Genomic DNA, 26,367 nt, shown 5'->3' with positions numbered 1-26,367 from the left:
GGTGGTCATGCCATTCAGCACGCCGTTGAACGCGCTGGTGTTGACCCCGACCAAATCAGCGATTGCGTGTTTGGCGCAGCGTTGCAGCAGGGACATTCTGCCGGCAACATCGCCCGTCAGGTTGCCATGCGCGCCGGTTTGCCTGTTACCGTTGGTGGCATGTCCCTGGACCGTCAATGTGCGTCTGGCATGATGGCAATCGCCACAGCAGCCAAGCAGGTTGTGATGGATGGCATGGACATCGTGATCGGCGGCGGCGTTGAGAGTATTTCAATGGTGCAAACCCCGGAAATGCGCGTCAAAGCGGATCCTTACCTTAAGGAAAACATGCCTGACCTGTACGTTACCATGCTTGAGACAGCAGAAAACGTTGCATCGCGTTATGGCATCAGCCGCGAAGCGCAAGACGAATACGCCGCGCGCAGCCAAGAGCTGACCCACCAAGCGCAGCAGGCTGGCAAATTCGACGACGAGATCGTTGCCATGACCACCACAATGATGACCCAAGACCGAGAGACCAAAGAAATCTCGTCGCACGAGGTCACGTTGGCCAAGGACGAAGGCAACCGCCCCGGCACATCCAAGGAAAGCCTTGGTGGTTTGCAGCCCGTGTTCAAAGACGGCTTGGTCGTTAAAGAAGGTAAATTCATCACCGCCGGTAACGCATCGCAGCTGTCCGATGGCTCCTCTGCCTCGGTGATCATGGAAGCCAAGCTGGCCGAACAGCAGGGCCTGAACCCGCTGGGTCGTTATGTTGGTGTGATGGCCGCTGGCTGTGAACCTGACGAAATGGGCATTGGTCCGGTTTTCGCTGTGCCAAAGCTGCTTGAAGCACATGGCCTTAAGATGAGCGACATTGGCCTGTGGGAACTGAACGAAGCCTTCGCATCGCAGGTTCTGTATTGCCGTGACAAGCTGGGCATCCCTGACGAATTGCTGAACGTAAACGGCGGCGCGATTTCCATCGGCCACCCTTATGGCATGTCGGGCGCACGCATGGTTGGCCACGCGCTGATCGAAGGCAAGCGTCGCGGTGCCAAATACGTTGTCTGCACCATGTGTGTTGGCGGCGGCATGGGTGCTGCTGGCCTGTTCGAGGTTCTGTAAACCGGAATGGGAGAGTTTTTGGTCATCCGCCACGGACAGGCGTCATTCGGGGCTGACAACTATGACAAGTTGTCGGACCTCGGGCACCAGCAATCTGCGGCAGTTGGTCAGGCTCTTCGAGATATGGGCTGGGTGCCGGATCGGACGATTACCGGCACCCTGACCCGCCAGAAAGAAACCCTTGCCTCGATGGGTTTTGAGGCGGGCGAAGAACACGCAGGGTTCAATGAATATGATTTTCAGGACCTGCTGAGCGCGCGCTATAAAGGCGACGTACCGGATCTGGTCAAAGGCGACCGTAAAGTTCATTTTCGCACCCTGCGCGAAACTGTATTTCAATGGCAGGCCGATGAAATCGAGAATCCAGCCGAAAGCTGGGGCACATTTACCGGTCGAGTCGAATCAGCACGTCTTGCCGCCTGTGCCACCGGGGCCGATCGCGTGTTGGCTGTCAGCTCGGGCGGGGTGATCGGGCAGTTGACGGCGGCGTCACTGGGTGCGCCGGATAAGATGATGATGACGCTGAACCTACAGATCAAGAACACGTCGATCACCAAATTTGTTTTCACCAATTCCGCGTTTTTTCTGCATGAATTCAACGCGACACCGCATATGATGTCTGGCGAGGCCGCTGGCATGTTGACCTATAGTTAAGGAATGAACCAATGAGTACCGATACACAAACGCTCGATATTCCAAAGGTCACTGCCTATCTGGAAAAGCATCTTGAAGGCTTTGAAGGCCCGCTTGAGGTGTCAAAGTTTCAGGCTGGCCAGTCCAACCCGACGTTTCTTTTGAAAACACCCAGCCGCAACTTTGTGCTGCGTCGCAAGCCGCCCGGGGTTTTGCTGAAATCCGCACACGCGGTTGACCGCGAATTCCGTGTGCAAAAAGCATTGCAAGATACGGATGTACCGGTGTCGAAAATGCATCTGCTCTGCGAAGATGATGATGTGATCGGGTCGGCATTCTATATCATGGACCACGTCAACGGGCGCAATTTCATGGACCCGCGGATGCTGGACGAGACCAATGAAGTGCGCGCCGGGATCATGGACGAAATGAACCGCGTTCTGGCGGCGCTGCATGATGTCGACATCAATGCTGTCGGGCTGGCGGATTACGGCCCCCCCGGGAACTATTACGAGCGCCAGATCGCCCGATGGACCAAGCAATACCGCGCCTCGGAAACCGAAGATCAGCCCGCGATGAACGAGTTGATCGAACGTCTGACAGCCAACATTCCCGCAGATGACGGCCAGCGTACATTGGTGCACGGCGATTACCGCATCGACAATATGATGTTCGAGAAAGACGGCACCAAATGCCTAGCCGTTTTGGATTGGGAGCTTTCCACCATCGGCCACCCCTATGCCGATCTGGCCGCTGTGATCATGCAATGGCAGATGCCCGCAGGGACCGAAGGGCGCGGCTTTGGGGGTGCTGATCGCGGCGCGCTTGGCCTGCCAACGGATGAGGAATTTATCGCCAAATATTGCGAACGTCGGGGTTTGGACGGGATCGATAACTTTGGCTTTTACGTCGCCTTTTGCTTTTTCCGCATGGCCGGGATCATTCAGGGCGTGTTGAAACGAGCGCTGGATGGCAACGCGTCAAACCCGGAACGCGCAATGAAGGTCGGTGCCTATGTGCCGGTTTTTGCCGCTAATGGCTTGAAAGCGTTGGAAAGATAATAAGATGGCAAACCACGAGTTCGCAACCGATCCGTCGGAGGCAAAGGATAGAAATTTTGTCACGGCCCTGGCGCGTGGGCTCGATGTTTTGCGCTGCTTTCGCCAGAATGAATCCGCGCTGACGAACACCGACTTTTCCGAACGCACCGGATTGCCCAAGGCGACGGTTTCCAGATTGACCCACACCCTGTGCGAGCTTGATTATCTGGTCGCCGATCCGCGCACGGGCACCTACCGGTTGGGTGCTGGGGTGCTGCAACTGGGATTTGGCGTGCTGACCAGCATGGAGATCGGAGACCGTGCAGCCGAAGAAATGAAGGCGCTGCGAGACGGGCCAAACTCTTATATCACCGTCGCGATAGGCGAACCGTACCGCCTGGATGTGGTGTATGTCTGCACCAAACGATCCCGCGAAGACGTGGCGTTGCAGATCCGCGTCGGCTCACGCCTGCCGTTGTTCGATTCCGCGATTGGCCGCGCCATTATGGTGGGTATGGACGACACCATGCGCGAAAGGGCCTTTGAGATCGCGGCACAAACAGATGCTGCACTAGAGGCCCATGGACGCGAACGCTACGCGGCGGCGGTGACTGAATTTTCGGAGAAGGGCTTCTGCTCAAGCTATGGCGATTGGCGCCCTGATGTGAACGGGATCGCTGTGCCTGTCTTTTCGCCCAACGGGTCTTTGGTCTACGGCCTTAACATCGGCGGGCCTGCGTTCCATGTCAAAAAGAAGCAGCTTGAAACCGTCTATGCAAAACGCCTGATCAAGGCAGCAGAGGCGATCAGCATCCGGATTTAACCCGAGCTGAAAAGTAGGTTTCCCACCAGAATCAAGTGAAATTTCAGATGTGAATTCGCGTTCTCCGCGAAAATTATGCCCTGTTGCGAGTAAGATAGCGGTTTTGGCGGCGGTCAGTTAGCATCGGTTAAAAAAAGTGACGTAAGGGAAAAAAAATCGGCTTCATCGTCTGGCGGACGTTTGTCAGGAAGTCGTCCAATTTGTTGGCAACGCCCCAAATATTGAACGATCGGGAAACGATATAAATAACAATTGCTTAACGGCGTCACTGCTCGAATGATCAGCGGTTGGGGCAAATGTGATGAGATATTGTGCAAAAATTTGATGACGCAACATATGACATAACGTGCCCCGTATCACCGCAACTTTTGAACGGAGGCGCTTGACAATGTAAGTCATTGTGCAAGGCTTCGACCAAGGCTTGGCATTCTATAAAAAACGCATCAAAGCGCCGGGCCGTCCTTGGGAGGATTAAAATGAAAAATATCACTAAACTGGGCGCTGTTTCTGCGCTTTCTTTGGTTTTAGGCGCCAGCGCTGCCTTTGCCGAAAACATCAAAGTTGCATTCATTGACCCCCTGTCTGGTCCCTTTGCCAGCACAGGTACAAACGGCCTGCATCAGTTTGAATTCGCAGCCGACTATATGGTCAACGAAAAGGGCGGTTTGCTGGATGGCCAGATGATGGAAGTCATCGGTTTTGACAATAAAATCAGCCCCAAGGAATCGCTCATCCAGCTTCAGGTCGCCATCGACCAAGGTGTTCGTTTCATCGTTCAGGGTAACTCCTCGGGTGTTGCAAACGCGCTGACCGAAGCCGTTGACAAGCATAACCGCCGTAACCCCGACAGCCGCGTTCTGTTCTTGAACTACGCCGCTGTTGACCCTGCATTGACCAACGACAAGTGTAACTTCTGGCACTTCCGTTTTGACGCCAACGCCGACATCAAAATGGACGCGCTGACCGATGTGATCGCCGAAAACGACAGCATCAACAAAGTCTACATCATCGGCCAGGACTATTCCTTTGGTAAGTCGGTTTCCGCCGCCGCGAACAAAATGCTTGGCGAAAAACGCGCTGACATCGAGATAGTTGGTGACGAGCTGCACCCAATCGGCAAGGTAAAAGACTTTACCCCATATGCCCGCAAAATCGTTGCTTCGGGTGCGGATGCGGTCATCACCGGTAACTGGGGCGCAGACATGCTTGGCCTTGGTAAGTCCATCATCGAAAACGGCTTTACCGGCCCGATCTACACCTACTATGCGGCAGGTTCCGGTATCACAGCGGCATTTGGTGAATCCGGTAAGGGTATCATCCGTTTGGTGGGCGAAGGCCAAATCAACCCGCCAGCCAGCCAAGAAGCGTCTGACTACTACAACGCGTACAAAGCAAAATATCCGGACGGCAACATCGACCAGTCGCGTATCTCGAACACAATCGGGATGCTGGCCAAGGCGATTTCAGAAGCAGGCACTGCTGATGATGTAGTCGCAATTGCCAATGCGCTTGAGGGCATGGAATACGAAACCATGTGGGGCGGCAAAGTCTTTATGCGTCCGCAAGATCACCAAGCGATTCAGGATATGCACATCAACGCGCATACCAACGAAGGTGTGACATTCACCTATGATAACTCGGACTACGGTGTTGTCACCGAATCCACAGTTGTTATGGCGTCGATGGACAGCCCAACCACCTGCGAAATGAAGCGCCCATAATCAGCGTTTCTCCGGCCCGTCTGGTACATCCTGACGGGCCAATTTTCTCTCGTTTTTGCCACCACTCACCTGGAGGGGCCTAATGGACCTCATTCTCGTCAATCTGATCGACGGGCTGGTAACTGGATTGCTGTTGTTCATGCTATCCGCCGGTCTGACCCTAATTTTCTCGATGATGGGTGTTCTAAACTTTGCCCACGCCAGCTTTTACATGCTTGGTGCTTACTTCGCCTATCAAATCAGTATTGCCGTTGGCTTCTGGATGGGGCTTTTGATCGCGCCGCTGATTGTCGGTGTTTTGGGGGCAGGGGTCGAACGCTATGGCCTGCGCCGCGTTCACCAATACGGCCACGTGCCGGAACTGATCTTTACCTTTGGTTTGGCCCTGCTGATCGAAGAGCTGGTGCAATTCATCTGGGGCAAGAACCAGATGCCCTATTCGGTGCCAGAGGTGTTGAATTTCACTGCTTTCGCGATATCGGGCAACTCTATCCCCGCGTATAAGATCTTTATGATCTTTATCTCGATCGCGATCTTTATTGGCCTGCTTTATGTCCTGACCAAGACACGCGTTGGCATGATCATTCAGGCCGCCCTTAGCTATCCCCGCACGGTCGAGGCCTTGGGCCACAACGTGCCGTTGATCTTTATGGGTGTGTTTGGTGTCGGGACGGCACTTGCCGGTCTGGCAGGCGTTATCGCCGGCCCCGTTCTGGGTACCTTCCCGGGTATGGCATTCGTGCTTGGCTCTATCGTGTTTGTGACAATCGTCATCGGCGGGCTCGGGTCCCTTTGGGGGGCATTGGTCGCATCCTTGCTGATCGGTTGGATCACAACCTTTGCCAAATCATACAATATCGAAATGGAAGACTTGCTGAACGCGATAGGTATCTCAACGCCTGAAAATCTAAGCGATAGCGTCTTTCGCGACTTCTGGAGCCTGACAAGCCCGCAAATCGCTGACATTCTACCCTATATCCTGATGGTGCTGATCCTCATCTTCCGCCCAGCAGGTCTTTTCGGAAAGCGCCAGTCATGACAGTTTCAGACCCTAAACACGACGTTCCAGAAGGCGCGCGCGAGCAAGATCAAATTACGACTGATCCTGCAAAAGCGTCCGAGAGAATGCGCGCAGGTTCCATGACGCTGACGCTGGCCCCTTGGGTGATTGCGACTGTTGTTTTGGTTTTCTTGCCGATGTTTTTCACAAACAACTCGGCGCTGACGATCATGAACCAGATGTCGATCACCATCGTGTTCGCGCTGGCCTATAACATGCTGTTGGGGCAGGGGGGCATGCTGTCCTTTGGCCACGCGGTTTATGCGGGTGTGGGCGGGTTCGCCTGTATGCACATCATGAACATGTCGGATTTCTTTGAGACAATCCCGCTGGTTATCCTGCCTGTCTTTGGCGGATTGTTCGGCATGGGCCTTGCGATGATTGTCGGATCGTTTTCGACACGGTCGGCTGGCACTGTATTTGCCATGATCTCGCTCGGCGTGGGTGAATTGATCGCGGCGTGCTCTGTGATCATCGTGGCCTTTTTTGGCGGCGAAGAAGGGATCAGCGGCGACCGCACCTATGCGCAACCGTTCTTTGGTGTCGAATTCCTTCAGCAGATCGAGGTCTACTACCTGACGATTGCGTGGCTCGTGATTTCCGCAGCACTTATGTACCTGTGGAGCCGTACACCCGTTGGCCGCATGGCAAACGCGGTCCGCGACAACCCGGAACGCGCACAGTTCTTGGGATACTCGGCACGCTGGGTCCGCTACTACAGCTTTATCGCATCGGGCTTTTTCGCAGGCGTTGCGGGCGGTCTTTTCGCCATCAACTACGAAATCCTGACCGAAGAAAACCTCAATACCGCATCCTCAGGTGTGATCTTGCTGGTGACCTTCTTAGGCGGCGTTGGTTTCTTCTTTGGGCCGATCATCGGGGCGATTGCCTTTACCCTGCTGCAAACCGTTCTCAGCCTTTCGACAGAACTGTGGGCGTTTTACGCAGGTACGCTTTTTGTGGCGACGGTGATGTTCTTTCCGGGCGGTTTGGCCGGATTAATCATGATGCATGTGCCCGCGTTCAAACTGGGCAAGGCCAGCGGCCTTGTAATGCCCTATATCAAGACGTTGCTACCGGCGGCGATTGGGTTGTTGGGGCTGGCGGCATTGGTCGAAATGACATTCCATTTCCGCCACGCAGCCACAGGAGACGTCGAAATGACGCTGTTCTGGACGACCTTTAACAGCCATGAAATTCTCCCGTGGATCATCGCAGGGGCCGTGACGGTCATCGGGCTTGGCATCGCCAAAACCACAGCGCCGGCCCTGAAAGAAGCGTGGAACGAAGCAAACACAGCAGGAGGCGCATCATGAGCACACCAGCCCTTGAACTGACTGGCCTCAAGAAAAGCTTTGGCAAAGCCGAGATTATTCGCGGCATTGATCTAAGCATCGGAAAAGCCGAACGTCACGCGATCATCGGCCCGAACGGGGCCGGTAAATCGACACTGTTCAACCTGATTACCGCGCGGTTCGCACCGACGGCAGGCACGGTGAAACTGCATGGCGAAAATCTGGCGGGGCTAGAGCCGTTCCAGATCAACCGCAAAGGCCTAAGCCGGTCTTTTCAGATCACCAACATCTTTCCGGCGATGACCGTGTTTGAAAATGTACGCTGCGCTTTGCTTTGGGCGCAGGGATACAAGTACAGCTTTTGGCACTTGGTCAACAGCAAGCGTGACCTGACCGAAGGGGCCGAGGCCATTCTGGACCAGATCAACCTACTGGAACGGCGCAACCTGCCGGCTGGCACGTTGTCCTATGCCGAACAGCGCGCGCTTGAGATCGGGATTACCATCGCCGGTGGTGCCGATGTGATCATGCTTGATGAACCCACAGCGGGGATGAGCAACACGGAAACCGATTACATCACTGATCTGATCCTCAAGGTTACGGCAGGCAAAACACTGATCATGGTTGAACATGACATGAGCGTTGTCTTTGGCCTAGCTGACCGTATTTCGGTGCTGGTTTACGGCGAAATCATCGCCACCGGGGCACCCGCAGACGTGCGCGCAGACGCACGCGTTCAAGAAGCCTACTTAGGCGCCGCATTGGAGGCAGAACACTAATGATGCTCGAAGTCACCGATATGCATGCCTATTATGGCAAATCTCACATTCTTCAGGGTGTGAACCTAAATATAAAAGAGGGCGAGATTGTTGCCCTTTTGGGTCGCAACGGCGTTGGCCGTTCCACCACCTGCAAAGCCATCATGGGCGAGGTCGAACCCCACGGTTCGGTCAAGTTCCAAGGTCAGGAAATCTCTGGTAAAAAGGCGTTCCAGATCGCGAATATGGGCATCGGTTATGTGCCGGAAAACCGCGATATCTTTCCCGGTCTGACCACACGCCAAAACCTGACGCTGGGTCTGAAACCCGGCCAAAAGGACGGCGCAGGACGTTGGTCGATGCAGGCCATGTTCGAGATGTTTGAAAACCTTGACCGCCGCGCTGACGTCGAAGCGTCGGTTCTGTCAGGGGGCGAACAGCAGATGTTGACCATGTGTCGCACGCTGATGGGCGACCCTGATCTGGTGATGATTGACGAACCGACCGAGGGGCTTTCCCCGCAGATGGTTCAAAAGGTCGCCGAGGTGCTCAAAGAGATCGCAAACCGCGGTATTTCAACATTGCTGGTCGAACAAAAGCTTTCGATTGCCATGGATATCGCCGATCGTGTCTATGTTATGGGCCACGGTCAGGTCGTGTTCGAAGGCACGCCAGCGGATCTCAAAGCCCGCGATGATGTGCGTAAGGAATGGCTCGAGGTGTGATCCTCGGGGCCGTTCAGGCAGGTTAAAAACGTCGCTATTGGCGGCCTCATCCTCCTGAGGCGCTGATGCGTCACAGGAGGATTTTTTATGAGTTTTGACTGCAATAGATTAGACCGCATTGGCGGCTGGATGGACAGCTATGTCGCGCGGAACCGCTTTGCCGGGTGTTCCGTCCTGGTCGCGCAAGCGGGCAAGGAGGTCTATTTTAACGCGACAGGTCTGCGTGACGTAGAAACCGGCAAACCGTTTGAACGTGACACGGTTGCGCGGATCTATTCGATGACCAAACCGATCACGTCCGTCGCGATTATGATGCTGGCGGAACGCGGGCTGTTTCACCTAGATGCGCCGTTGTCGGAGTTTATCCCTGCCTTTGGTGATATGCGCTGCCTTGTGCAGGGGGCAACCAGTATCGATCAGACCGAAGCCTGTCAGGCGCCAACCCTGCATCATCTGCTGACTCATACATCAGGCCTAAGCTATCCGTTCAATCCCGGCGTGCTGCCCAAAGCGATGGAAGATCACGATATTCTGTTCCGTGCGGATCAAGGATCATTGGCCAAAATGACCGACCGCTTGGCCGCATTACCGCTAGCGTTTCAACCAGGCAGTCGCTGGGAATATTCGGTCAGCATCGATGTACTGGGTCGCGTGGTCGAGGTGGTATCGGGCAAGACGCTTGAACAGTTCTTCATCGACGAAATCCTAGGGCCATTGGGCATGGATGAGACCCGGTTTTCTGTGCCGGACGGCACGCAGGAACGTTTTGCCGCGCTCTACACACCGCTTGCGGGCAGTGCCTATGCGATGAACGAAGCGAAACCGGCAGAACCCACACTGCGCTGCGTTGACCGACCTGGAAAATCGCCCTTCCTAAATGCGCAAATGCATTCTGGTGGCGGCGGGCTGGTCGGAACAATCGACGATTACCTCAAGTTCACCGAAATGCTGCGCACCGGCGGGGCGGGGCTGATTTCGCCCAAAACCCTCGACTTTATGATGCGCAACCATTTGCCGGGTGACATCGCGTCGATGGGTCCAGCCAGCTTTGCCGAGCAGCCGATGGAAGGGATGGGCTTTGGCCTTGGCGGTGCCGTTGTCCTGAACCCCGGCCGTGTGCGCGTGCCCTCCAGCGTCGGTGATTTCAGCTGGGGCGGTATGGCTTCAACCTTCTTTTGGGTCGATCCGGTGCTGGATCTGTCGGTCGTTTTCTTCACGCAACTGGCACCGTCCAGTTCTTACCCCGCGCGCCCCGAGCTCAAGACGCTGATCCACGGAGCGATGACATGAACGAAATCCTGTGGAAGCCGGCACCTGACCGCTATGACGCATCAACCATGGCCGCGTTTGAGAGGTTCTTGAAAGATACCAAGGGGCTGACGTTCGAAGATTACAACGCCATGTGGCGGTGGAGCGTCGATGATCTGGAGGCGTTTTGGGGTGCTATCTGGGAATTCTTGGATGTTCAGGCCAGCGCGCCCTACAGCAAAGTGATGGCAAAACGTCAGATGCCGGGTGCGCAATGGTGCCCCGGCGCGATGCTGAACTTTACTGACCAAATCATGAAACATGTGGACAGCCAGCTAGATGGTGATGCGCTGATCGTGCAGTCGGAAACCTTTGGCCGCAAGGTGTTGTCATGGTCCGAGTTGCGCGCGCAGGTGGCTAGTGTGGCCGCACGTCTGCGCGGCATGGGCGTTGAGAAAGGCGACCGTGTTGTTGCCGTTCTCCCCAATACCGAAACCGCGATGATCGCCTTTCTGGCGACCGCCAGCATCGGGGCGATTTGGTCGCTGTGCGCGCCGGATATGGGCCACGTTGCCATTCTGGACCGTTTCAAGCAGATCGAACCCAAGGTGCTGATCGCGCAAGATGGCTATGTCCATGCCGGAAAAACCATCGACCGGCGCGAGATTTTGGCGGGGATCGAAACAGAGCTGCCCAGCCTGATCCAATGCGTCACAGTGCCATTTGTCGGCGACCTGCCAGCGGGGCATATCGAATGGGATGATTTACTGCATGACAAGGTCGATTATACCTCGACCCAAGTCCCGTTCGATCATCCGCTATGGATCGTTTATTCATCCGGCACCACGGGCAATCCCAAGCCTATCGTGCATGGGCATGGGGGCATCATTCTGGAATCGGCCAAACAATCGCTGCACCATGATTTCAAACGCGGCGGGCGCTACTGCTGGCTCACGTCCTCGGGCTGGATCATGTGGAATTCGCAGTTCACCGCCCTTGGCCAGGGCACGACTGTCGCAATGTTTGACGGGGCACCGAACCATCCTGATATGGGGGTGATCTGGCGGTTCGTCGCGGATGAGAGACTTGATTTCTTTGGTGCTGGTGCCGCGTTTTTCAGCGGTTGCATGAAGGCCGGGATTACCCCGCGGGAAGAGGTAGATTTAAGCGCGCTGAAATCACTGGGGGCTACGGGTTCGCCGCTCAGCTCTGACGCCTATGATTGGATATACAGGGACGTCAAACAGGATGTCTGGCTCGCACCTATTTCAGGCGGGACCGATCTGGCAGGCGCGTTCGTTCTGGGCCATCCGGGGATGCCCGTGCGGGCAGGTGAAATGCAATGTCGCGCCCTTGGCAATGCGGTGCGGGCCTATGACGAAGACGGCAATGAACTGACCGACGTCGTGGGCGAACTGGTATGCACCGAACCGTTACCATCCATGCCGCTGTTTTTCTGGGGCGACGACGATGGCAGCCGTCTGCACGATAGCTATTTTGATACCTACCCCGGGATTTGGCGCCACGGCGACTGGATCGAGATTAACGCCGAAGGCGGATCGGTGATCTATGGCCGGTCCGACGCCACCATCAACCGCAAAGGTTTGCGCCTTGGCAGCGCTGAGATTTATCAAGCGGTTGAAGGTCTGGACGAGGTGGTGGACAGCCTTGTCGTTGACCTCGAATTTCTGGGCCGCGAAAGCTTTATGCCGTTGTTCGTTGTACCTGCCCAAGGCGTGGCAGTCGATGATGCGCTTAAGAACAAGATCAACGCGGCCATTCGCAAGAACGTCTCGGCCCGTTTCATTCCGAACGAAATCATCGAGGTCGCGGAAATACCCCGTACCCTTTCGGGCAAAAAGCTTGAGGTTCCGGTGAAAAAACTGTTGCTTGGGCAAGATCCCGAAAAGGTTGTGAACCGCGATTCAATGGCCAATCCGGACAGCTTTGACTTCTACATCGCCTATGCCGCAAAACGGGCGACCCAAAAGGAATAACCCATGACAGACGTCGCCCGCCAACTGCTTGAACTGCTCGACATTGAACAGCTTGAGGTCGACCTGTTCCGTGGCATCGGGTCGGGCGGGGAAACCACCACGCGTATCTTTGGCGGGCATGTTATCGCGCAGGCATTGATGGCCGCCTATCGCACGGTGCCCGACAGGATGTGCCATTCGCTGCACGCCTATTTCATTCGCCCCGGTGATCCATCTATTCCTGTGATCTATCAGGTTGACCGCGCCCGCGACGGTGGGAGCTTTACCACCCGCAGGGTCGTTGCGATCCAGCACGGTAAACAGATTTTCAACCTGTCTGCCTCCTTTCATGTGGAAGAAGAGGGCTGGGATTACCAGCACGCCATGCCCGATGTGAAAGGCCCCGAACACTGGTTGGATAGGCCCGACCTGCGCGAGCCCTATATCCAGAAAATCCCCGAAAAACACCGCGATGATTTTCTGCGAGAGCGCCCGATCGAAATCCGCGAGGTCGATCCGCGTGACCTTTTCGAACCTGAAAAAACCTCGGATAAAAACTATCTTTGGTTCCGTATGGAAGCGGCCAAAGGCCAATCGCCGATCATGCAGCAATGCTTGCTGGCCTATGCGTCGGATATGAACCTGTTGGGATCATCGCTGCGCCCGCATGGGCTGACGTGGTTTCAGGGCAAGGTGATGACCGCCAGCCTTGACCACGCCATGTGGTTTCACGCCCCCATCGATTTTTCCGACTGGCATCTTTACGAACTGGACGCGCCGTTCACAGGTGGCGCGCGCGGGTTTAACCGCGGGTTGATTTACAACCAAAATGGCCAGCTGGCGGCCACCACAGCCCAAGAAGGTCTGATGCGCCCCTATAAAAAGAGAGACCCTTCCGCATGACCGAGACCGGTGGCCGCTATCCGGGATGGCGCCCCGGTATTGAACTGCGTGACGATTGGCTAGGCTTGGTGGATGAAGAGATCATCGACCCCACCCGCGAAATCGTCGATCCGCATCATCATCTTTGGCGACACGGCACAGCCGAAAACCCCGCAGTCTACGAGATGGACGCGCTGTGGCGTGACACGGGATCAGGGCACAACGTCGTTCAGACCATGTATATCGAGTGTCGATCCTACTGGGATTTGGACGCGCCCGCACATCTGCAATCTGTCGCCGAAACGCGTGAAGTCGTGCGGATGGCAGCGACCGCCAGCGCGGGACAGGCCAAGATTGCAGGCATCATCGGGCAGGCCGAACTCGTGCTCGACCCCGCGCTACTACACGAAGCACTGGATGCCCACACCGAAGCGGGACAGGGCCTATTCAAAGGCATTCGAAATTCCGGTGCGCGTGACCCTGAACCTGCAACCCTAGCCATTCCGGGGCGCGGTGTGCCGAACCAATATGGCGACCCTGATTTCAGACGCGGTGCGGCGATCTTGGGTGAACGCGGCCTTACGTTGGACAGCTGGCATTATCACCATCAGCATCAGGAATTCCTTGATCTGGCCCGTGCGGTTCCCGGCACGACGCTAATCCTTGACCATTTTGGCACGCCTTTGGGTGTTGGCCGGTTCAAGGGCAAACATGACGAGATTTTCGAGGTATGGAAGGATCACATGGCCGAGCTGGCCGAATGCCCCAACGTGATGGCCAAGCTGGGCGGGCTTTGCATGCCCGACAATGGGTATGGCTTTATGCACCGCGATCTGCCGCCATCCTCAGACGAGATCGCCGAGGTGCAGGGCAAGTGGTATGCGCATATGTTAGAGGTGTTCGGGCCAAGCCGTTGCATGTTCGAAAGCAACTTTCCCGTAGACCGTACTGCTGTCAGCTATCCGGTGATCTGGAATGCGTTCAAGAAGATGTCGGCCCATCTAACCGAAGCCGAGAAGACCGCGCTGTTTTCTGGAACTGCGCGCAGGGTCTATAATCTGCCGCCCGCGTGATGCGGACGGCAGTTGGTTCGCCTTACGCAAACTTGAAAAAGCAGATTTTATTGCCGTCATGGTCGCGGACATATGCACCGTAAAAACGGTCCGGCACCCGCTGTCCCGGAGGGCCGTCACAGGTTGCCCCCAGTTCAATCGCGCGCGCATAGATTTCGTCAACCTCGGGCTTGGTCTCTGCGGTAAAGGCGACCATCACACCGTTGCCGGGGCTAGGGGCCTCTTTGTTATATGGTTCACAAACGGCGATCATCGGTGTACCGCGACCGGTACCAACCATCGCGATGCGGCCGGCATCCACCAGCACCTTGGCACCCTTTCTCTCAAACAGATCGCAATAGAACTTTTTGGCGCGTTCCATGTCGGTTGTGCCGACGGTTGTATACCCAATCATGACGATGCTTTCTTGGGATTGCGGATGTCACCAAACTGACGGTTCAGTTTGCGCATGCCACCAATCCAGCGATCATAGTTGTCGGTTTTCTTGCGCATGTAATCCAACACCTGCGGGTGCGGCAGGACAAGGAACGTTTCATTCCTGATCGTCTCGACGCAGGCTTCTGCAACAGGTTCAGGCTCTAACATACCGTCCAGTGCCGCCACAGATTCCTCGTGACCGCGGGTCATTTCACTGCGTACGGCCTGTGGGCACAATACCGAAACCTTGATCCCGTCATCACCATGGGTCATCGCCAGCCATTCGGCCAAAGCAACAGCCGCGTGTTTGGTCACACCATATGGCGCGCAACCGACTTGGTTCAGCAGGCCCGCCGCCGACGCGGTGTTCAGCAGATAACCACCGCCCCGTTCGGTCATACGTGGCACCAGATGACGCGCGGCCCAGACATGGGACATCACGTTGATATCCCAAATACGCTGCCAATCATCGTTGGAAACTTCCATGCCGCCAGCCGTCAAAATGCCCGCGTTAGAGCAGAACAAATCAATCGGGCCGATATCAGCCTCGACGGCTTCGATCATGTCAACGATCTCTTGCTCGACGCCGACGTTGACGCCAAATGCCACGCCACCGATGCTGTCTGCCACCTCTTTCGCGCCGTCTTTGTTCAGATCAACGCAAACAACCTTTTTGGCACCTTCAGCGGCGAAACGAATGGCCATGGCCTTTCCGATACCACTTGCGGCACCGGTGACGACGACAATTTTATCCTTCAGTTCCATATCAGCCCCTCACGTCCACATGTTTGACCCGCCACACACGGTCAGCGCCTGACCGGTCATGTAGCGGCTGGCATCAGAGGCCAGGAAAACAGCAAGACCCGCGAAATCCTCGGCCTCGCCTAGGCGGCGCAGCGGGATCTCGTTTTTGATGCGGTTCTCGACCTCGGGGTTGTCCCACAGTTCGCGCGCGAATTCGGTTTTGATCAACCCGGGACAGATCGCATTAAAACGAATACCTTTGGGGCCAAATTCCGCTGCGAGGTTCCGCACAAGGCCAATCAACGCCAGTTTGGACATGCCATAGGTGCCCAACATCACAGACGGTTTGAACGCACCGATAGACGATGTGAACGCCATGGAGCCTGCGCCTTTTTCGATCATGTCGGGGGCGACCATCTGCGCTAACCACAGGTTCGACTGAACATTTGCGTTCATGGTTTTCTGGTAGGCATCATCAGGAATTTCCGACGTCGGACCGTAATACGGGTTCACCCCCGCATTGCCGATCACGATGTCGATTTTGCCAGCCAGCTCATGGGTTTTATCGACCAACGCTTGCAGCTGATCCTTGTAGCCGACGTTGCAGGCCACGCCATAGGCCTTGCCTTTGCCAAGCGCATTAATCTCGGCCGCAGCTGCATCAAGCTGATCCTGCTTGCGTGCGGAAATCACCACGGTCGCGCCATGTTCGGCAAGGGCCGTGGCCATCGCCAGCCCCATGCCTTTGGAGGCACCCGTTAACAGCGCCACCTTTCCGGTGAGATCAAACAGGGTCATACGCCACCCCGTGTCCGGCCAGTCGCGATTTCCTCGCGGGCGCGGGATGTGCGCAGGTTGGATTCCTGGTAATCCTTGACCTCGGCGCGGGCGATAACGTGGTGGTGCACCTCATCAGGGCCATCCGCATAGCGCAGGGTGCGCTGCGACGTGTACATGCCAGACAGCGGCGACCATTGCGAAATACCGGTGGCGCCATGCACTTGCATGGCTTGGTCGATGATGTTGCAGACTTTTTCTGGCACCATCGCCTTGATCATGCTGACCCAGATGCGGGCTTCTTTGTTACCTAGAACGTCCATCGCCTTGGCGGCCTTAAGAACCATCAAACGCATGGCTTCGATCTCGATCTTGGCACGTGAAATGGTTTCCATGTTCTTACCCAGGTCGATGATCTTTTTACCAAAAGCTTCACGGCTCAGACCGCGTTCGATCATCAGATCCAACGCCTTTTCCGCCGCCCCGATAGAGCGCATGCAGTGGTGAATACGGCCAGGTCCAAGACGGACTTGAGAGATTTCAAAACCTTTGCCCTCGCCCCACAGGATGTTGCTTTCTGGTACGCGCACGTTGGTGAATTTGATGTGCATGTGGCCGTGTGGCGCGTCGTCGTGACCAAACACGTGCATGGGGCCAATGATTTCGACACCGGGGGTGTCGATGGGCACCAGAATTTGCGACTGCTGACGGAATGGTTCAGCGTCGGGCGATGTTTTCACCATAGTAATCATGATCTTGCAACGTGGATCGCCGGCACCCGAGATATAATATTTCTCGCCGTTGATGACCCATTCGCCGTTTTCAAGCACTGCCGAGGTTGAGATGTTTTTCGCATCCGAGGACGCCATATCAGGTTCGGTCATCGCAAACGCCGACCGGATTTCACCGGCAAGTAGCGGCTTGAGCCACGTGTCTTTCTGTTCTTGCGTACCAATGCGTTCCAACACTTCCATGTTGCCGGTATCAGGCGCGGAGCAGTTCAGCGTTTCAGACGCCAGCGGGCTTTTGCCAAGCTCGGCCGCGATGTAAGCGTAATCAAGGTTCGACAGACCTTCGCCAGTTTCTGCATTGGGCAAAAAGAAGTTCCACAGCCCGTTTTCACGCGCTTTCTTTTTGGCCGTTTCCAACAGCTCCAACTGGCCCGGCGCATGGGACCAGCGATCGGCGCGACCTTCACCAAGGCGGAAATATTCATCTGTAATGGGATCGACGTTTTCGCGGATATGTTTGATCACGGCAGCCAAAAGTGGCTTGGCTTTCTCGGACATTTCCAGATTGTTCATTCCGGCCATTGCTTCGTTATGTGACATTCGGTGCCTCCCGGCTGTTAATTTCGGCTATTATTTATTGACCCAGTTGGGTTTGCGTTTCTCGACAAAGGCTTGCACACCTTCTTTAAAGTCTTCCGTTTGGGCCAGATCGCCCTGAACGACGCGGCTGTATTCCAGGCTTTCGGGCAGGCCTTCGGCCACATTCATGCTGTTCAGAATACGCTTGGTCGCTTTGACGGACGACGGCGAGACAGAGCATAGCTGCTCCGCCAGCTCCATCGCGCGGGTCATCAGCTGATCTGCTGGGAGCACTTCGTTGCAGCAACCAAGTTTGAGCGCTTCGGCGGCATCAATCGTGCGGCCCGTCAGCATCAGTTCCTGCGCGGCAAGGCGCCCGATATAGCGCGACAAACGCTGCACGCCCGAGGCCGAGGCGAAAAAGCCAACTTTAACTTCGGGCAGGGCGAATTTCGCGGTATCAGCGGCTAGGATAATGTCGCAGGACAGCGCAGTTTCAAAACCACCGCCCATGGCGAACCCGTTTACAGCCGCGATGATCGGCTTTTCCAGATCAAAGCGCGAGGACAGGCCGGCAAACCCAGTAGGGGCCAAAGTCTTTTTGGACCCGCCCGATGCCGTCGCCTTGAGGTCATTGCCCGCAGTGAACGCTTTGTCGCCCGCACCTGTCAGCACGGCGACCCAAAGATCTTGATCGGCGGCGAATGCATCCCAGCAATCGCTCATTTCCTGATGCATTTCAGCGTGAACGGCGTTGTACACTTCGGGCCGGTTCATGGTGACGATCAGGATATGACCCTTTTTCTCGGTCTTGATGAATTCATAGCTCATGTTTTCAGCCCTCCGGTATCAATCTCGGTAAATTTTCCGCCGTTTTTCGCCAGATCACGCAGCAGTTGCGCGGGGGCAAAGGCCGGGTCTTCTGCGCCCAAACGTTCCATCACGTCCAGCACGGCCTGCGCGCCAACCATGTCGCCATAGAACATCGGGCCGCCCTTGTCTGCGGGCCAGCCATAGCCGTTCAGCCAGACCACATCGATGTCCGACGGGCGCTGCGCCTTGTTTTCCTCGAGGATTTTGACGGCCTCGTTGATCATCGGATAAATGCAGATTTCGATGATTTCATCCGCGGACATCGAAGATGCCTCGGCACCGGTGATGTCTTTGATTACGTCTGCAACCACATCCGATGGGATCGGGCGGCGAGCTTCGTCATAGTCATAAAAACCGGCTTTGGTTTTCTGGCCACGACGGTCCATCTCGCACAGCGCATCCCGGATCGGGTTTTCGGTTTTGGCCCCTTTGGACCAACCGATATCCAAACCGGCAAGGTCGGACATCTGGAACGGACCCATTTTGAATCCGAACGCATTCAGCGCAGCATCGACATCCCAAGGCATCAGCCCCTTGGCCAGCAGTTTGTTCGCCTGAATTTGGCGAGCAAACAGGATGCGGTTGCCAACGAAGCCGGGGCAGACGCCAACCAGTGCCGCTATCTTGTTGATCTTCTTCGCAAGGTCCATCGATGTCGCGACAACGTCATCAGCGGTATGTTTCGCACGGACGATTTCCAGCAGCTTCATCACGTTGGCGGGAGAGAAGAAGTGCAGACCGATCACGTCTTCGGGGCGTTTGGTCATTGCGGCGATTTCGTCGATGTTCAGCGCCGATGTGTTGGTCGCCAGAATGGCACCCGGCTTCATCACGCGGTCAAGCTCGGTGAAAATCTTGCGTTTCAGCTCCATGTTTTCGAACACCGCTTCGATCACCAGATCGCAATCAGCAAGGGCAGAAATCTCAAGCTGACCGTTAAAACGACCCATCCGCGCTTCGACTTCGTCTTGGGGGAAACGCCCCTTGTCACTGCTGCGCTGATAATTGCCGCGCACGACCTTGAGCCCGCGATCCAGCGCCTCTTGGGTTGTTTCAACGATGGTCACAGGAATGCCAGCTGTGGCAAAGTTCATCGCGATGCCGCCCCCCATCGTGCCAGCGCCAATGATACCGACGGATTTAATCTCGCGCAGTTTGGTGCCCGCAGATAGGTCCGGAACCTCCCATGCGGCTTTACCGGCAGCGCCGATATAGGCACCGATTTCTTCGTCTGTGGGGTGGTTCATCTGTCTTCCTTTCAGCAAAGGCCCTAGGGTCCTAAAGTTCCAGACACGCGGCGCGGATCGCACGGCGGTCAATTTTGTCGGTGGCACCACGGGTTAACGGCCCGTCTTGGCACCACAATTGTTCGGGGATTTTGAATTTCGCAATATGGCCATCCAAATGTGCGGCCATCTCAGCGGGGGTAAAAGCCTTACCGCTGCGGGTCTGTACTGCGGCACCTACAACTTCGCCCAGACGTTCATCTGGTATGGAAAAGGCGCAGGCTTCGATCACGTCGGGATGCGTGTGCAGCGCCCCTTCTACATCCAGACAAGCAATGTTTTCGCCGCCGCGAATGATGATGTTCTTCTTGCGATCCAGAATGGTGATGAACCCATCTTCGTCGATCACGCCCAGATCACCGGTGCGCAGCCAACCGTCTTGCATTGTCTCGGCGGTCGCTTCGGGCTTGTTCAGATAACACCGCATGTTGGCAGGGCTTTTGACGGTAATTTCGCCCAATTGGCCTATGGGCACGTCATTGCCGTTATCGTCCAAAAACCGCACGTCTTGCAGCGGGGGATGCAGCTTGCCGGCAGCATTGGGACGATTGTTATACTCCTCACCGACCATGCCGATGCCTAGCGCGTTGGTTTCGGTCATCCCCCAGCCGGTGGCAATCTCGGCCGCAGGGAATTGGCCCTGCAACTGCGCGACTTGCGCGGCGGGGCGTTTTGCGCCACCTGCACCCAGCCATGTCAGCGTGGGCAAGGTTTCCCCCATCCGTTTCGCAGCCTCAAGCAGATCAGCGGATTGGGTCGGAACCCCCAGAAACCGCGTGACTTTTTCGCGGTTGATCACGCGCACCGCCTCCTCGGCATCCCATTTATGCAGAAGCGATATTTTGGCCCCCGCAGGTAAGCTAAGCAGGAACAAGGGATGCGTCGCAGTGACGTGAAACAGCGGTGTGACCACCAACCCCGAAGGGCGCGGCGGTTCAGGATCGCCGGGCTGTGGTGGATTAACCAATGGGGCCGCGACCGCCTGAATAAGCCAGCTGAACACCGCGCTCACGGCACCGCGATGGGTCTGCACGACACCCTTGGGTTTACCGGTACTGCCCGAGGAATACATGACCGCAAAGTCATCATCGGTATCAAGTGTAATACCTTCGACTGGCGCGTCGGGCATATCAGCCGCAAGAGCGGCCAGCGCGTGGTCGGTCATCCCCTCGCCATCCCGCACGCCGATCAGACGCAGGCCAAGACGGTCTTGCAGTGGCAGCATACGCTCAAATCGTGGGCCATCGGCAAAGATCGTTTTCGCGCCGCTGTCTTGCAGGGCATAATCCAGCTCTTCGGTGGTCCACCACGCGTTGACGAACACCACCACCGCGCCCGCGGATGCGGCGGCCAGCGTTAGCATCAAAAGCTCGGGGTAATTGCGCATGGCAATGCCAACACGGTCGCCTTTTTGAATGCCTAGTTTGTCGCGCATTGCGTGGGATATGCGGTGCACCTGCGCGCAGAATTCATCATAGGTCCAGCGTTCATCCTGATAGACCAGAAATTCGGCGGCACCATTGTCGTGTTGTGCGCGGCTGGCGGGGATCAGTGCCGCAACAGTGCCCGGAATATTCTTGAAGGTGCGATATGTGACACCCCCCACATCTGCCTCTGCAACCTCAAAAGTAGGGTTGGTGGCAACGACATGGCGAATGGCTTCTTCCATCGTCATGCCCGTCATAAACGGCCACCCCGCATTGGCAGTCCTTCCGATCTCTCGGCCATATATTCCCCTCCCTGAACAAGCCTTGCGCACACTCCTCCACGATTGTGCGCGACTCTGATTTGCGTAGCCTAAGCCTTAAAATCCAATCTGCCAATACCGCATAACGGAACGAAGTTCCGCAAACTGACATTTGACAGGGTTTGACGTGTCTTCCCCTGTGCCACGGCTTGATCTGCGCAATACTTGCGAAAACTGAACATGCCTGCCCCCAGAAAGAAAGTCCTTCATTACGTCACGAGGGGAATTTCACCTTGCACTGTTAATCAATGGCACACAGCGATATTTACACCAGCCGGTTTAGCCGGGCATCATTGCCCTCAAGCAGGGCGCGACAGTGTATATATCAGGCACCCGCATCAGCCTTGCAAAAAATCATTGGTTGAGACTACTGTTCGGTGTCAGAACATAATGGGGCACATAATGACCAAACCAGCGCAGACGCCGACAGGCACGGCTCAAGACGGCCCTGTCTCCAGCCCCATCAGTAACAGTGCGCTGCCTGATTTTACCGGCTATCTGATCAAACGCAGCTGGGTCACCATCCAACGGGATCTGCGCGACGTACTGCTGGGATTCGACCTAAGCCAGCGCAGCATGTCGGTGCTGTCCGTGGTCATTGGCAACCCCGACATAAACCAAAGTGATGTGGCCGCCGCCCTATCGATCGAACGGTCTGGAATGGTGGTTATCGTGGACGAATTGGAAGGGCTTGATTTGATCCGCCGCACGCGTGCGGCAACAGATCGCCGGGCCTATGCATTGCGCGCGACCTTGAAAGGGCATCAGTTGCATGAACGGGTGCGCGCGGCAATTATAGCCCATGAAGACCGCATATTCGCCAATATCAGCCCGGCTGAACGCGCAAGTCTACATACGATATTGTTAAAACTGGTCGAAGGCTGATCCGCATTCTGCCAGTCTGCTAGCGAAACTTAGGGGCCCGCTTTTCCAAGAACGCGCGCAAGCCTTCGTCAGCGTCGGGACCTGACTGCGATACCGCCGCGCTCAGGCTTTCGACATACAGCCCATCTGCCTTTGACATATCGTCGATCCGGCTGATCGAGTTGATCATCATGTAATTAGACATCGGCGCATTGCGCGCGATTTTGCCAGCCAATTCCATGGCCAGCGCCAATGCTCCACCTTCGCCCACTGCGTAATGTGCCAGCCCCAGCTGCACGCCCTCTTCGGCGTTGAACTTGCGGCCGGTTAGCATCATTTCGGTCATCCGGTCGGAACCAAGGATACGGCCCACACGAACGGTGGCACCACCCCCCACAAATATCCCGCGACGCCCTTCGGGAAGCTGAAAGATCGTAGACGGCTCGGCGATGCGCACATGGGTGGATGTCGCAAGTTCCAGCCCGCCGCCAATGGCCGCGCCAAAGATCGCCGACACCACCGGCAAACCGCCAAACTGGATCATGTCCATCACCGCATGCCAGCTTCGCGAATGATACAGCGTTTCCTCGGTGGATCGTTTGACATGTTCGCTAAGGTCCAGCCCGGAACAATAATGCCCGGCGGTTCCGGTCAGCACGACGGCGCGGGCATCCTTAGGCGGATCCATGAAAAAGGCCTTGAGCGCGCCAAGCAAGTCATCGTTCATCGCATTGCGCTTGTCCGGGCGCGTCATGGTCAGCACCGCGATATTACCTTGCATGTCAACATTCAGAACATCGGGATTGGCAGCGGCTTTGGTCATGGGGGCATTATCCTTGGGACATTCAATTTAGGTGAATAGAACAATTGTTCTATTGAATAGCAATATATTTTGTACCAAAGTTGCGCAAAGCCTAAGCAGGGAGCGACCTTAATGATCGACTTTGACAAAATTCGTGCCATCGATTTTCACACGCACGCCGAAGAACCCTGTGGTTGTCACTCTGACGATGGCTATGACGATTTGCAGTCAACCATGGCCAGTTACTTCGGTGCCCCTTGGAAGCATCCGCCCACGGTTCAGGAAACCGCTGCCCATTACCGCGAACAAAACATCGCGGCAGTGATCTTTCCCGTCGATGCAGAGCGTGAAACCGGATACCGCCGCTATAAGAACGAAGAGGTCGCAGCGATTGCCGCTGAAAACGACGATGTCCTGATCCCCTTTGCGTCGATCGACCCATGGAAGGGCAAGATGGGCGTCCGCGAGGCACGGCGCCTGATCAAAGAGTTCGGCATCAAAGGATTCAAATTTCACCCCACGATGCAGGGGTTTTTCCCCAATGACCGCATCGCATACCCATTGTACGAGGCCATCGCCGAAGAGGGTGGCATCGCGCTGTTTCACACCGGACAAACCGGCGTCGGATCAGGCATGCCGGGCGGTAACGGTATGCGGCTGAAATATTCCAACCCGATGTATATGGACGATGTTGCGGTTGATTTCCCCGACCTGAAAATCATTCTCGCGCATCCCAGCTTTCCTTGGCAGGAAGAGGCGCTGTCGGTCGCGCAGCACAAACCCAACGTTTATATCGACATGTCCGGTTGGTCGCCGAAATATTTCCCCGACATTCTGGTGCGCTATGCCAATTCGATCCTCAAGAAAAAGATGCTGTTCGGGTCGGACTGGCCGATGATCTCCCCCGAACGCTGGCTGAATGATTTCGAGAAAATCGCAATCAAGGACGAGGTACGCCCGCTGATCCTTAAGGAAAATGCGATGCGGTTGTTGGGGGCCAGCTAAGGGCGGTTAGGCCCCAACGGCTCCTTTCACCAACTCGGGCAAACGGGTTGCCGGCGGGGTGTTCCGGCTGCGCATGCTGCGCACGACACCGTCAATCACGGTCATCCCGACGCCTGGCAGGTTTCCCAATTGCACCGATTCCAGCAGGTTCTTACCCGGCGCGTGCTGCGCCTGATCCATCACGACGAAATCCGCGCATTTGCCAACCTCGATCAAGCCGGTATCTAATTTCCGTTGCCGCGCCGTGTTGCCACTGCCAAAGCAGAACGCAATTTCAGCAGGCACGTCGCCCAGTGACGACAGCAACGCAACCATCCGCATGATGCCAAGCGGCTGCACGCCAGAGCCTGCAGGACCGTCCGTGCCTAATATCAGCTGATCCAGCTTGCCCAATTCGCGCGCCGTATTCAGCGTCAGCAATGCCGCACGTTCGTTACCGTTATGCACAATCTCAAGCGCGGCTTGGCAGCCTTCGCAGATGCAAATGATCTGGTCATCGGGCAGGGCGGTATGTCCGCCATTGATATGGCCCACCACATCGGTCCCGGTTTCCAGCACCATATCCGCATCGATCAAACCCGAACCGGGGATCGACGGACCGCCCGTGTGTATCGTGCTTTGCATCCCGTATTTGCGTGCCCAGCCGACCATTTCATTGGCCGTCTTGCCATCTTTGACCGTACCTAGGCCAACCTCTCCGATCAGCGTCACACCCGCTTCGCCCATTTGTTTGAAATGCTGCTCCTCTAACCCTTGTTGCAACAAGGGTGCCCCAGCGTGCACCTTGACGCCGGACGGGCGGAAATTTTCGTACCAGCGCTGCGCGGCAATCGCCATCGCGACGGTGCCAACAGGATCGTTGGGCCGCCCGGGCATGTGGACTTCGCCCGCCGAAATCAGCGTCGTCACACCACCGTGCAAGGTCGAATCAATCCATCCAAGCTGTTGCTGACGCGGGGTATAATCGCCGACAACCGGATGCACATGGCTGTCGATCAAGCCGGGGGCAAGCGTGGCACCATGAGCGTCGACCTCGGTCGTGGCCCCCTCGCAATCCAAATCCTTTTCCTTGCCACACGCGGTGATTTTGCCATCAATCGCGATCAGACAATCGCCGTCCAAAATAGGCTCCTCCATCTTGCCAGACAGGATCATGCCGATGTTGCGGATCACAAGCTTTGCGGGGGTGTCTGACATGGGATCGCCTTTCAAGCAGCTACGTTTCATTTGAACGCTAACAGAAAAATCAGACCGATCAAGACGAAAGGCTTGACAGATATTTATATGTATACAAACAATATGAGGAAAGGTGACAAGGATGACCCGATGGAGATTTCAGCAACACTCGACACCCCGTTCCCGATACCTGCGGGTGTCTATGCCCAGACCGTAACACAGGTGGAACATTATACAGACAGCCTGTTCCGTTTTCGTATTACGCGCCCGGATAGCTTTCGTTTTCGGTCGGGTGAGTTTGTGATGATCGGCCTGCCCAATGCGGAAAAGCCGGTATTCAGGGCCTATTCCATCGCATCCCCCTCGTGGGACGACGAGGTCGAGTTTTATTCAATCAAGGTACCCGACGGCCCGCTGACCGAACACCTGCAGAAACTACAGGTGGGCGATACGGTTCTAATGCGGCGCAAGCCTACGGGAACATTGGTGAACGACGCGCTCTTGCCAGGCAAGCGGCTGTGGATGTTCGCCACGGGCACAGGGGTCGCGCCTTTCGCATCGATCATTCGCGATCCGGAAACATACGAAAAATTCGATGACCTGATTTTGTGCCACACCTGCCGGACCGCGGGCGAGTTAACCTATTCGCGCGAACTGGTCGAAAGCCTTAAGGCGAACCCGTTAATTGGCGAGTTTGCCCAACAGCTGACCCTATACGACACGCTGACGCGTGAGGATTGGCCGCGTATGGGACGGCAGACTGATCTGATGGCCTCGGGCAAAATTTTCACCGACTTGGGCGTGCCACCCATCAACCCCGAAACTGACCGCGGGATGATCTGCGGGTCGATGGAAATGCTTGCCGATACAAAGCCTGCGCTCGAAGGGTTCGGCCTTGAAGAGGGCGCAAACAACCGCCCCGCCACTTTTGTGGTCGAAAAGGCATTTGTGAGCTGACGCGCAGGCGAATTAATTTGACAGAATCCGCTGCATCGAATTCTTATTAGTACACCAACAAGTTTTTT

The 26,367-nt window shown here is 56.0% G+C and carries 25 protein-coding genes; 16 read left to right on the top strand and 9 right to left on the bottom strand.

Annotation, left to right across the window (positions count from 1 at the left end; genetic code table 11):
- From BM347_RS15830 to BM347_RS15770, 13 genes are all read left to right on the top strand, one after another.
- Nucleotides 1–1,107: acetyl-CoA C-acyltransferase (locus BM347_RS15830; protein ID WP_093917467.1), on the top strand; the 1,107-nt coding region annotated here is incomplete at its 5' end.
- Between the two features lie 6 nt (nt 1,108–1,113).
- Nucleotides 1,114–1,761, top strand: coding sequence for a histidine phosphatase family protein (locus BM347_RS15825; RefSeq protein ID WP_093917466.1), 648 nt, complete (start codon nt 1,114–1,116; stop codon nt 1,759–1,761).
- An 11-nt stretch (nt 1,762–1,772) separates the two neighbouring features.
- Entirely contained in the window at nt 1,773–2,801 is a 1,029-nt protein-coding gene (locus tag BM347_RS15820) for a phosphotransferase family protein (RefSeq protein ID WP_093917465.1), read from the top strand.
- Between the two features lie 4 nt (nt 2,802–2,805).
- Nucleotides 2,806–3,603: an IclR family transcriptional regulator gene (locus BM347_RS15815; RefSeq protein ID WP_093917464.1), complete on the top strand. Its 798-nt coding sequence runs from the start codon at nt 2,806–2,808 to the stop codon at nt 3,601–3,603.
- A 476-nt stretch (nt 3,604–4,079) separates the two neighbouring features.
- Nucleotides 4,080–5,324 (top strand): branched-chain amino acid ABC transporter substrate-binding protein, encoded by a 1,245-nt coding sequence (locus BM347_RS15810; protein ID WP_093917463.1) that lies wholly within the window; start codon nt 4,080–4,082, stop codon nt 5,322–5,324.
- A gap of 82 nt (nt 5,325–5,406) precedes the next feature.
- On the top strand, nt 5,407–6,363 hold the full coding sequence (locus BM347_RS15805) for a branched-chain amino acid ABC transporter permease (protein WP_093917462.1): 957 nt from the start codon (nt 5,407–5,409) through the stop codon (nt 6,361–6,363).
- Nucleotides 6,360–7,700 (top strand): branched-chain amino acid ABC transporter permease, encoded by a 1,341-nt coding sequence (locus tag BM347_RS15800; protein WP_093917461.1) that lies wholly within the window; start codon nt 6,360–6,362, stop codon nt 7,698–7,700. The genes BM347_RS15805 and BM347_RS15800 overlap by 4 nt, the downstream gene beginning before the upstream one ends.
- A complete protein-coding gene (locus BM347_RS15795) occupies nt 7,697–8,458 on the top strand; it encodes an ABC transporter ATP-binding protein (RefSeq protein ID WP_093917460.1) in 762 nt (253 codons plus the stop codon). The genes BM347_RS15800 and BM347_RS15795 overlap by 4 nt, the downstream gene beginning before the upstream one ends.
- Nucleotides 8,458–9,162, top strand: coding sequence for an ABC transporter ATP-binding protein (locus BM347_RS15790; RefSeq protein WP_093917459.1), 705 nt, complete (start codon nt 8,458–8,460; stop codon nt 9,160–9,162). Before BM347_RS15795 ends, BM347_RS15790 begins: the two co-directional genes overlap by 1 nt.
- An 87-nt stretch (nt 9,163–9,249) precedes the next feature.
- A complete protein-coding gene (locus BM347_RS15785; protein ID WP_093917458.1) occupies nt 9,250–10,452 on the top strand; it encodes a serine hydrolase domain-containing protein in 1,203 nt (400 codons plus the stop codon).
- Nucleotides 10,449–12,407 (top strand): acetoacetate--CoA ligase, encoded by a 1,959-nt coding sequence (locus tag BM347_RS15780; protein WP_093917457.1) that lies wholly within the window; start codon nt 10,449–10,451, stop codon nt 12,405–12,407. Before BM347_RS15785 ends, BM347_RS15780 begins: the two co-directional genes overlap by 4 nt.
- Before the next feature lie 3 nt (nt 12,408–12,410).
- Nucleotides 12,411–13,289: an acyl-CoA thioesterase gene (locus tag BM347_RS15775; protein WP_093917456.1), complete on the top strand. Its 879-nt coding sequence runs from the start codon at nt 12,411–12,413 to the stop codon at nt 13,287–13,289.
- The gene (locus tag BM347_RS15770) at nt 13,286–14,341 is read left to right on the top strand and encodes an amidohydrolase family protein (RefSeq protein ID WP_093917455.1); all 1,056 of its coding nucleotides are present in this window, start codon (nt 13,286–13,288) and stop codon (nt 14,339–14,341) included. The genes BM347_RS15775 and BM347_RS15770 overlap by 4 nt, the downstream gene beginning before the upstream one ends.
- Nucleotides 14,342–14,363: 22 nt before the next feature.
- Here the strand turns inward: BM347_RS15770 and BM347_RS15765 are convergent, their stop codons facing one another.
- The 7 genes from BM347_RS15765 to BM347_RS15735 are packed head-to-tail and all read right to left on the bottom strand — an operon-like array spanning nt 14,364 to nt 21,432.
- Nucleotides 14,364–14,735, bottom strand: coding sequence for a VOC family protein (locus BM347_RS15765; protein ID WP_093917454.1), 372 nt, complete (start codon nt 14,733–14,735; stop codon nt 14,364–14,366).
- Nucleotides 14,732–15,523, bottom strand: coding sequence for an SDR family oxidoreductase (locus tag BM347_RS15760; RefSeq protein ID WP_093917453.1), 792 nt, complete (start codon nt 15,521–15,523; stop codon nt 14,732–14,734). The genes BM347_RS15765 and BM347_RS15760 overlap by 4 nt, the downstream gene beginning before the upstream one ends.
- A gap of 9 nt (nt 15,524–15,532) precedes the next feature.
- Nucleotides 15,533–16,300: an SDR family NAD(P)-dependent oxidoreductase gene (locus BM347_RS15755; protein ID WP_093917452.1), complete on the bottom strand. Its 768-nt coding sequence runs from the start codon at nt 16,298–16,300 to the stop codon at nt 15,533–15,535.
- Complete coding sequence (locus tag BM347_RS15750) at nt 16,297–17,583, bottom strand: acyl-CoA dehydrogenase family protein (RefSeq protein ID WP_093917486.1); 1,287 nt, start codon at nt 17,581–17,583, stop codon at nt 16,297–16,299. The genes BM347_RS15755 and BM347_RS15750 overlap by 4 nt, the downstream gene beginning before the upstream one ends.
- A 57-nt stretch (nt 17,584–17,640) precedes the next feature.
- Nucleotides 17,641–18,420, bottom strand: coding sequence for an enoyl-CoA hydratase-related protein (locus BM347_RS15745; RefSeq protein ID WP_093917451.1), 780 nt, complete (start codon nt 18,418–18,420; stop codon nt 17,641–17,643).
- A complete protein-coding gene (locus tag BM347_RS15740; RefSeq protein WP_093917450.1) occupies nt 18,417–19,709 on the bottom strand; it encodes a 3-hydroxyacyl-CoA dehydrogenase in 1,293 nt (430 codons plus the stop codon). The genes BM347_RS15745 and BM347_RS15740 overlap by 4 nt, the downstream gene beginning before the upstream one ends.
- A 31-nt stretch (nt 19,710–19,740) precedes the next feature.
- A complete protein-coding gene (locus BM347_RS15735) occupies nt 19,741–21,432 on the bottom strand; it encodes a class I adenylate-forming enzyme family protein (RefSeq protein ID WP_093917449.1) in 1,692 nt (563 codons plus the stop codon).
- Between the two features lie 465 nt (nt 21,433–21,897).
- On the opposite strand from BM347_RS15735, the gene BM347_RS15730 reads away from it, so the two are divergent.
- On the top strand, nt 21,898–22,380 hold the full coding sequence (locus BM347_RS15730; RefSeq protein ID WP_175498604.1) for a MarR family winged helix-turn-helix transcriptional regulator: 483 nt from the start codon (nt 21,898–21,900) through the stop codon (nt 22,378–22,380).
- Nucleotides 22,381–22,399: 19 nt separating this feature from the next.
- Here the strand turns inward: BM347_RS15730 and BM347_RS15725 are convergent, their stop codons facing one another.
- Entirely contained in the window at nt 22,400–23,182 is a 783-nt protein-coding gene (locus tag BM347_RS15725) for a crotonase/enoyl-CoA hydratase family protein (RefSeq protein ID WP_093917447.1), read from the bottom strand.
- A 111-nt stretch (nt 23,183–23,293) separates the two neighbouring features.
- On the opposite strand from BM347_RS15725, the gene BM347_RS15720 reads away from it, so the two are divergent.
- The gene (locus BM347_RS15720) at nt 23,294–24,166 is read left to right on the top strand and encodes an amidohydrolase family protein (protein ID WP_093917446.1); all 873 of its coding nucleotides are present in this window, start codon (nt 23,294–23,296) and stop codon (nt 24,164–24,166) included.
- 6 nt (nt 24,167–24,172) lie between these two features.
- On the opposite strand, the gene BM347_RS15715 is transcribed toward BM347_RS15720, so the two are convergent.
- Nucleotides 24,173–25,363, bottom strand: coding sequence for an amidohydrolase family protein (locus BM347_RS15715; RefSeq protein ID WP_093917485.1), 1,191 nt, complete (start codon nt 25,361–25,363; stop codon nt 24,173–24,175).
- A 129-nt stretch (nt 25,364–25,492) separates the two neighbouring features.
- Between BM347_RS15715 and BM347_RS15710 the strand changes: the two genes are divergently transcribed.
- Nucleotides 25,493–26,299, top strand: coding sequence for a ferredoxin--NADP reductase (locus tag BM347_RS15710; protein ID WP_093917484.1), 807 nt, complete (start codon nt 25,493–25,495; stop codon nt 26,297–26,299).
- The last annotated feature ends 68 nt before the right edge of the window (nt 26,300–26,367 follow it).

The sequence above is a fragment of the Sulfitobacter marinus genome, from assembly GCF_900116285.1.
In the GTDB taxonomy this organism is placed as follows: domain Bacteria; phylum Pseudomonadota; class Alphaproteobacteria; order Rhodobacterales; family Rhodobacteraceae; genus Sulfitobacter; species Sulfitobacter marinus.
This window is presented reverse-complemented; position numbering and strand designations above follow the sequence as displayed.

Coding starts and splice junctions, on each gene's coding strand:
- BM347_RS15825 (WP_093917466.1), top strand. CDS start 1,114: ATGGGAGAGTTTTTGGTCATCCGCCACGGACAGGCGTCATTCGGGGCT.
- BM347_RS15820 (WP_093917465.1), top strand. CDS start 1,773: ATGAGTACCGATACACAAACGCTCGATATTCCAAAGGTCACTGCCTAT.
- BM347_RS15815 (WP_093917464.1), top strand. CDS start 2,806: ATGGCAAACCACGAGTTCGCAACCGATCCGTCGGAGGCAAAGGATAGA.
- BM347_RS15810 (WP_093917463.1), top strand. CDS start 4,080: ATGAAAAATATCACTAAACTGGGCGCTGTTTCTGCGCTTTCTTTGGTT.
- BM347_RS15805 (WP_093917462.1), top strand. CDS start 5,407: ATGGACCTCATTCTCGTCAATCTGATCGACGGGCTGGTAACTGGATTG.
- BM347_RS15800 (WP_093917461.1), top strand. CDS start 6,360: ATGACAGTTTCAGACCCTAAACACGACGTTCCAGAAGGCGCGCGCGAG.
- BM347_RS15795 (WP_093917460.1), top strand. CDS start 7,697: ATGAGCACACCAGCCCTTGAACTGACTGGCCTCAAGAAAAGCTTTGGC.
- BM347_RS15790 (WP_093917459.1), top strand. CDS start 8,458: ATGATGCTCGAAGTCACCGATATGCATGCCTATTATGGCAAATCTCAC.
- BM347_RS15785 (WP_093917458.1), top strand. CDS start 9,250: ATGAGTTTTGACTGCAATAGATTAGACCGCATTGGCGGCTGGATGGAC.
- BM347_RS15780 (WP_093917457.1), top strand. CDS start 10,449: ATGAACGAAATCCTGTGGAAGCCGGCACCTGACCGCTATGACGCATCA.
- BM347_RS15775 (WP_093917456.1), top strand. CDS start 12,411: ATGACAGACGTCGCCCGCCAACTGCTTGAACTGCTCGACATTGAACAG.
- BM347_RS15770 (WP_093917455.1), top strand. CDS start 13,286: ATGACCGAGACCGGTGGCCGCTATCCGGGATGGCGCCCCGGTATTGAA.
- BM347_RS15765 (WP_093917454.1), bottom strand. CDS start 14,735: ATGATTGGGTATACAACCGTCGGCACAACCGACATGGAACGCGCCAAA.
- BM347_RS15760 (WP_093917453.1), bottom strand. CDS start 15,523: ATGGAACTGAAGGATAAAATTGTCGTCGTCACCGGTGCCGCAAGTGGT.
- BM347_RS15755 (WP_093917452.1), bottom strand. CDS start 16,300: ATGACCCTGTTTGATCTCACCGGAAAGGTGGCGCTGTTAACGGGTGCC.
- BM347_RS15750 (WP_093917486.1), bottom strand. CDS start 17,583: ATGAACAATCTGGAAATGTCCGAGAAAGCCAAGCCACTTTTGGCTGCC.
- BM347_RS15745 (WP_093917451.1), bottom strand. CDS start 18,420: ATGAGCTATGAATTCATCAAGACCGAGAAAAAGGGTCATATCCTGATC.
- BM347_RS15740 (WP_093917450.1), bottom strand. CDS start 19,709: ATGAACCACCCCACAGACGAAGAAATCGGTGCCTATATCGGCGCTGCC.
- BM347_RS15735 (WP_093917449.1), bottom strand. CDS start 21,432: ATGACGGGCATGACGATGGAAGAAGCCATTCGCCATGTCGTTGCCACC.
- BM347_RS15730 (WP_175498604.1), top strand. CDS start 21,898: ATGACCAAACCAGCGCAGACGCCGACAGGCACGGCTCAAGACGGCCCT.
- BM347_RS15725 (WP_093917447.1), bottom strand. CDS start 23,182: ATGACCAAAGCCGCTGCCAATCCCGATGTTCTGAATGTTGACATGCAA.
- BM347_RS15720 (WP_093917446.1), top strand. CDS start 23,294: ATGATCGACTTTGACAAAATTCGTGCCATCGATTTTCACACGCACGCC.
- BM347_RS15715 (WP_093917485.1), bottom strand. CDS start 25,363: ATGTCAGACACCCCCGCAAAGCTTGTGATCCGCAACATCGGCATGATC.
- BM347_RS15710 (WP_093917484.1), top strand. CDS start 25,493: ATGGAGATTTCAGCAACACTCGACACCCCGTTCCCGATACCTGCGGGT.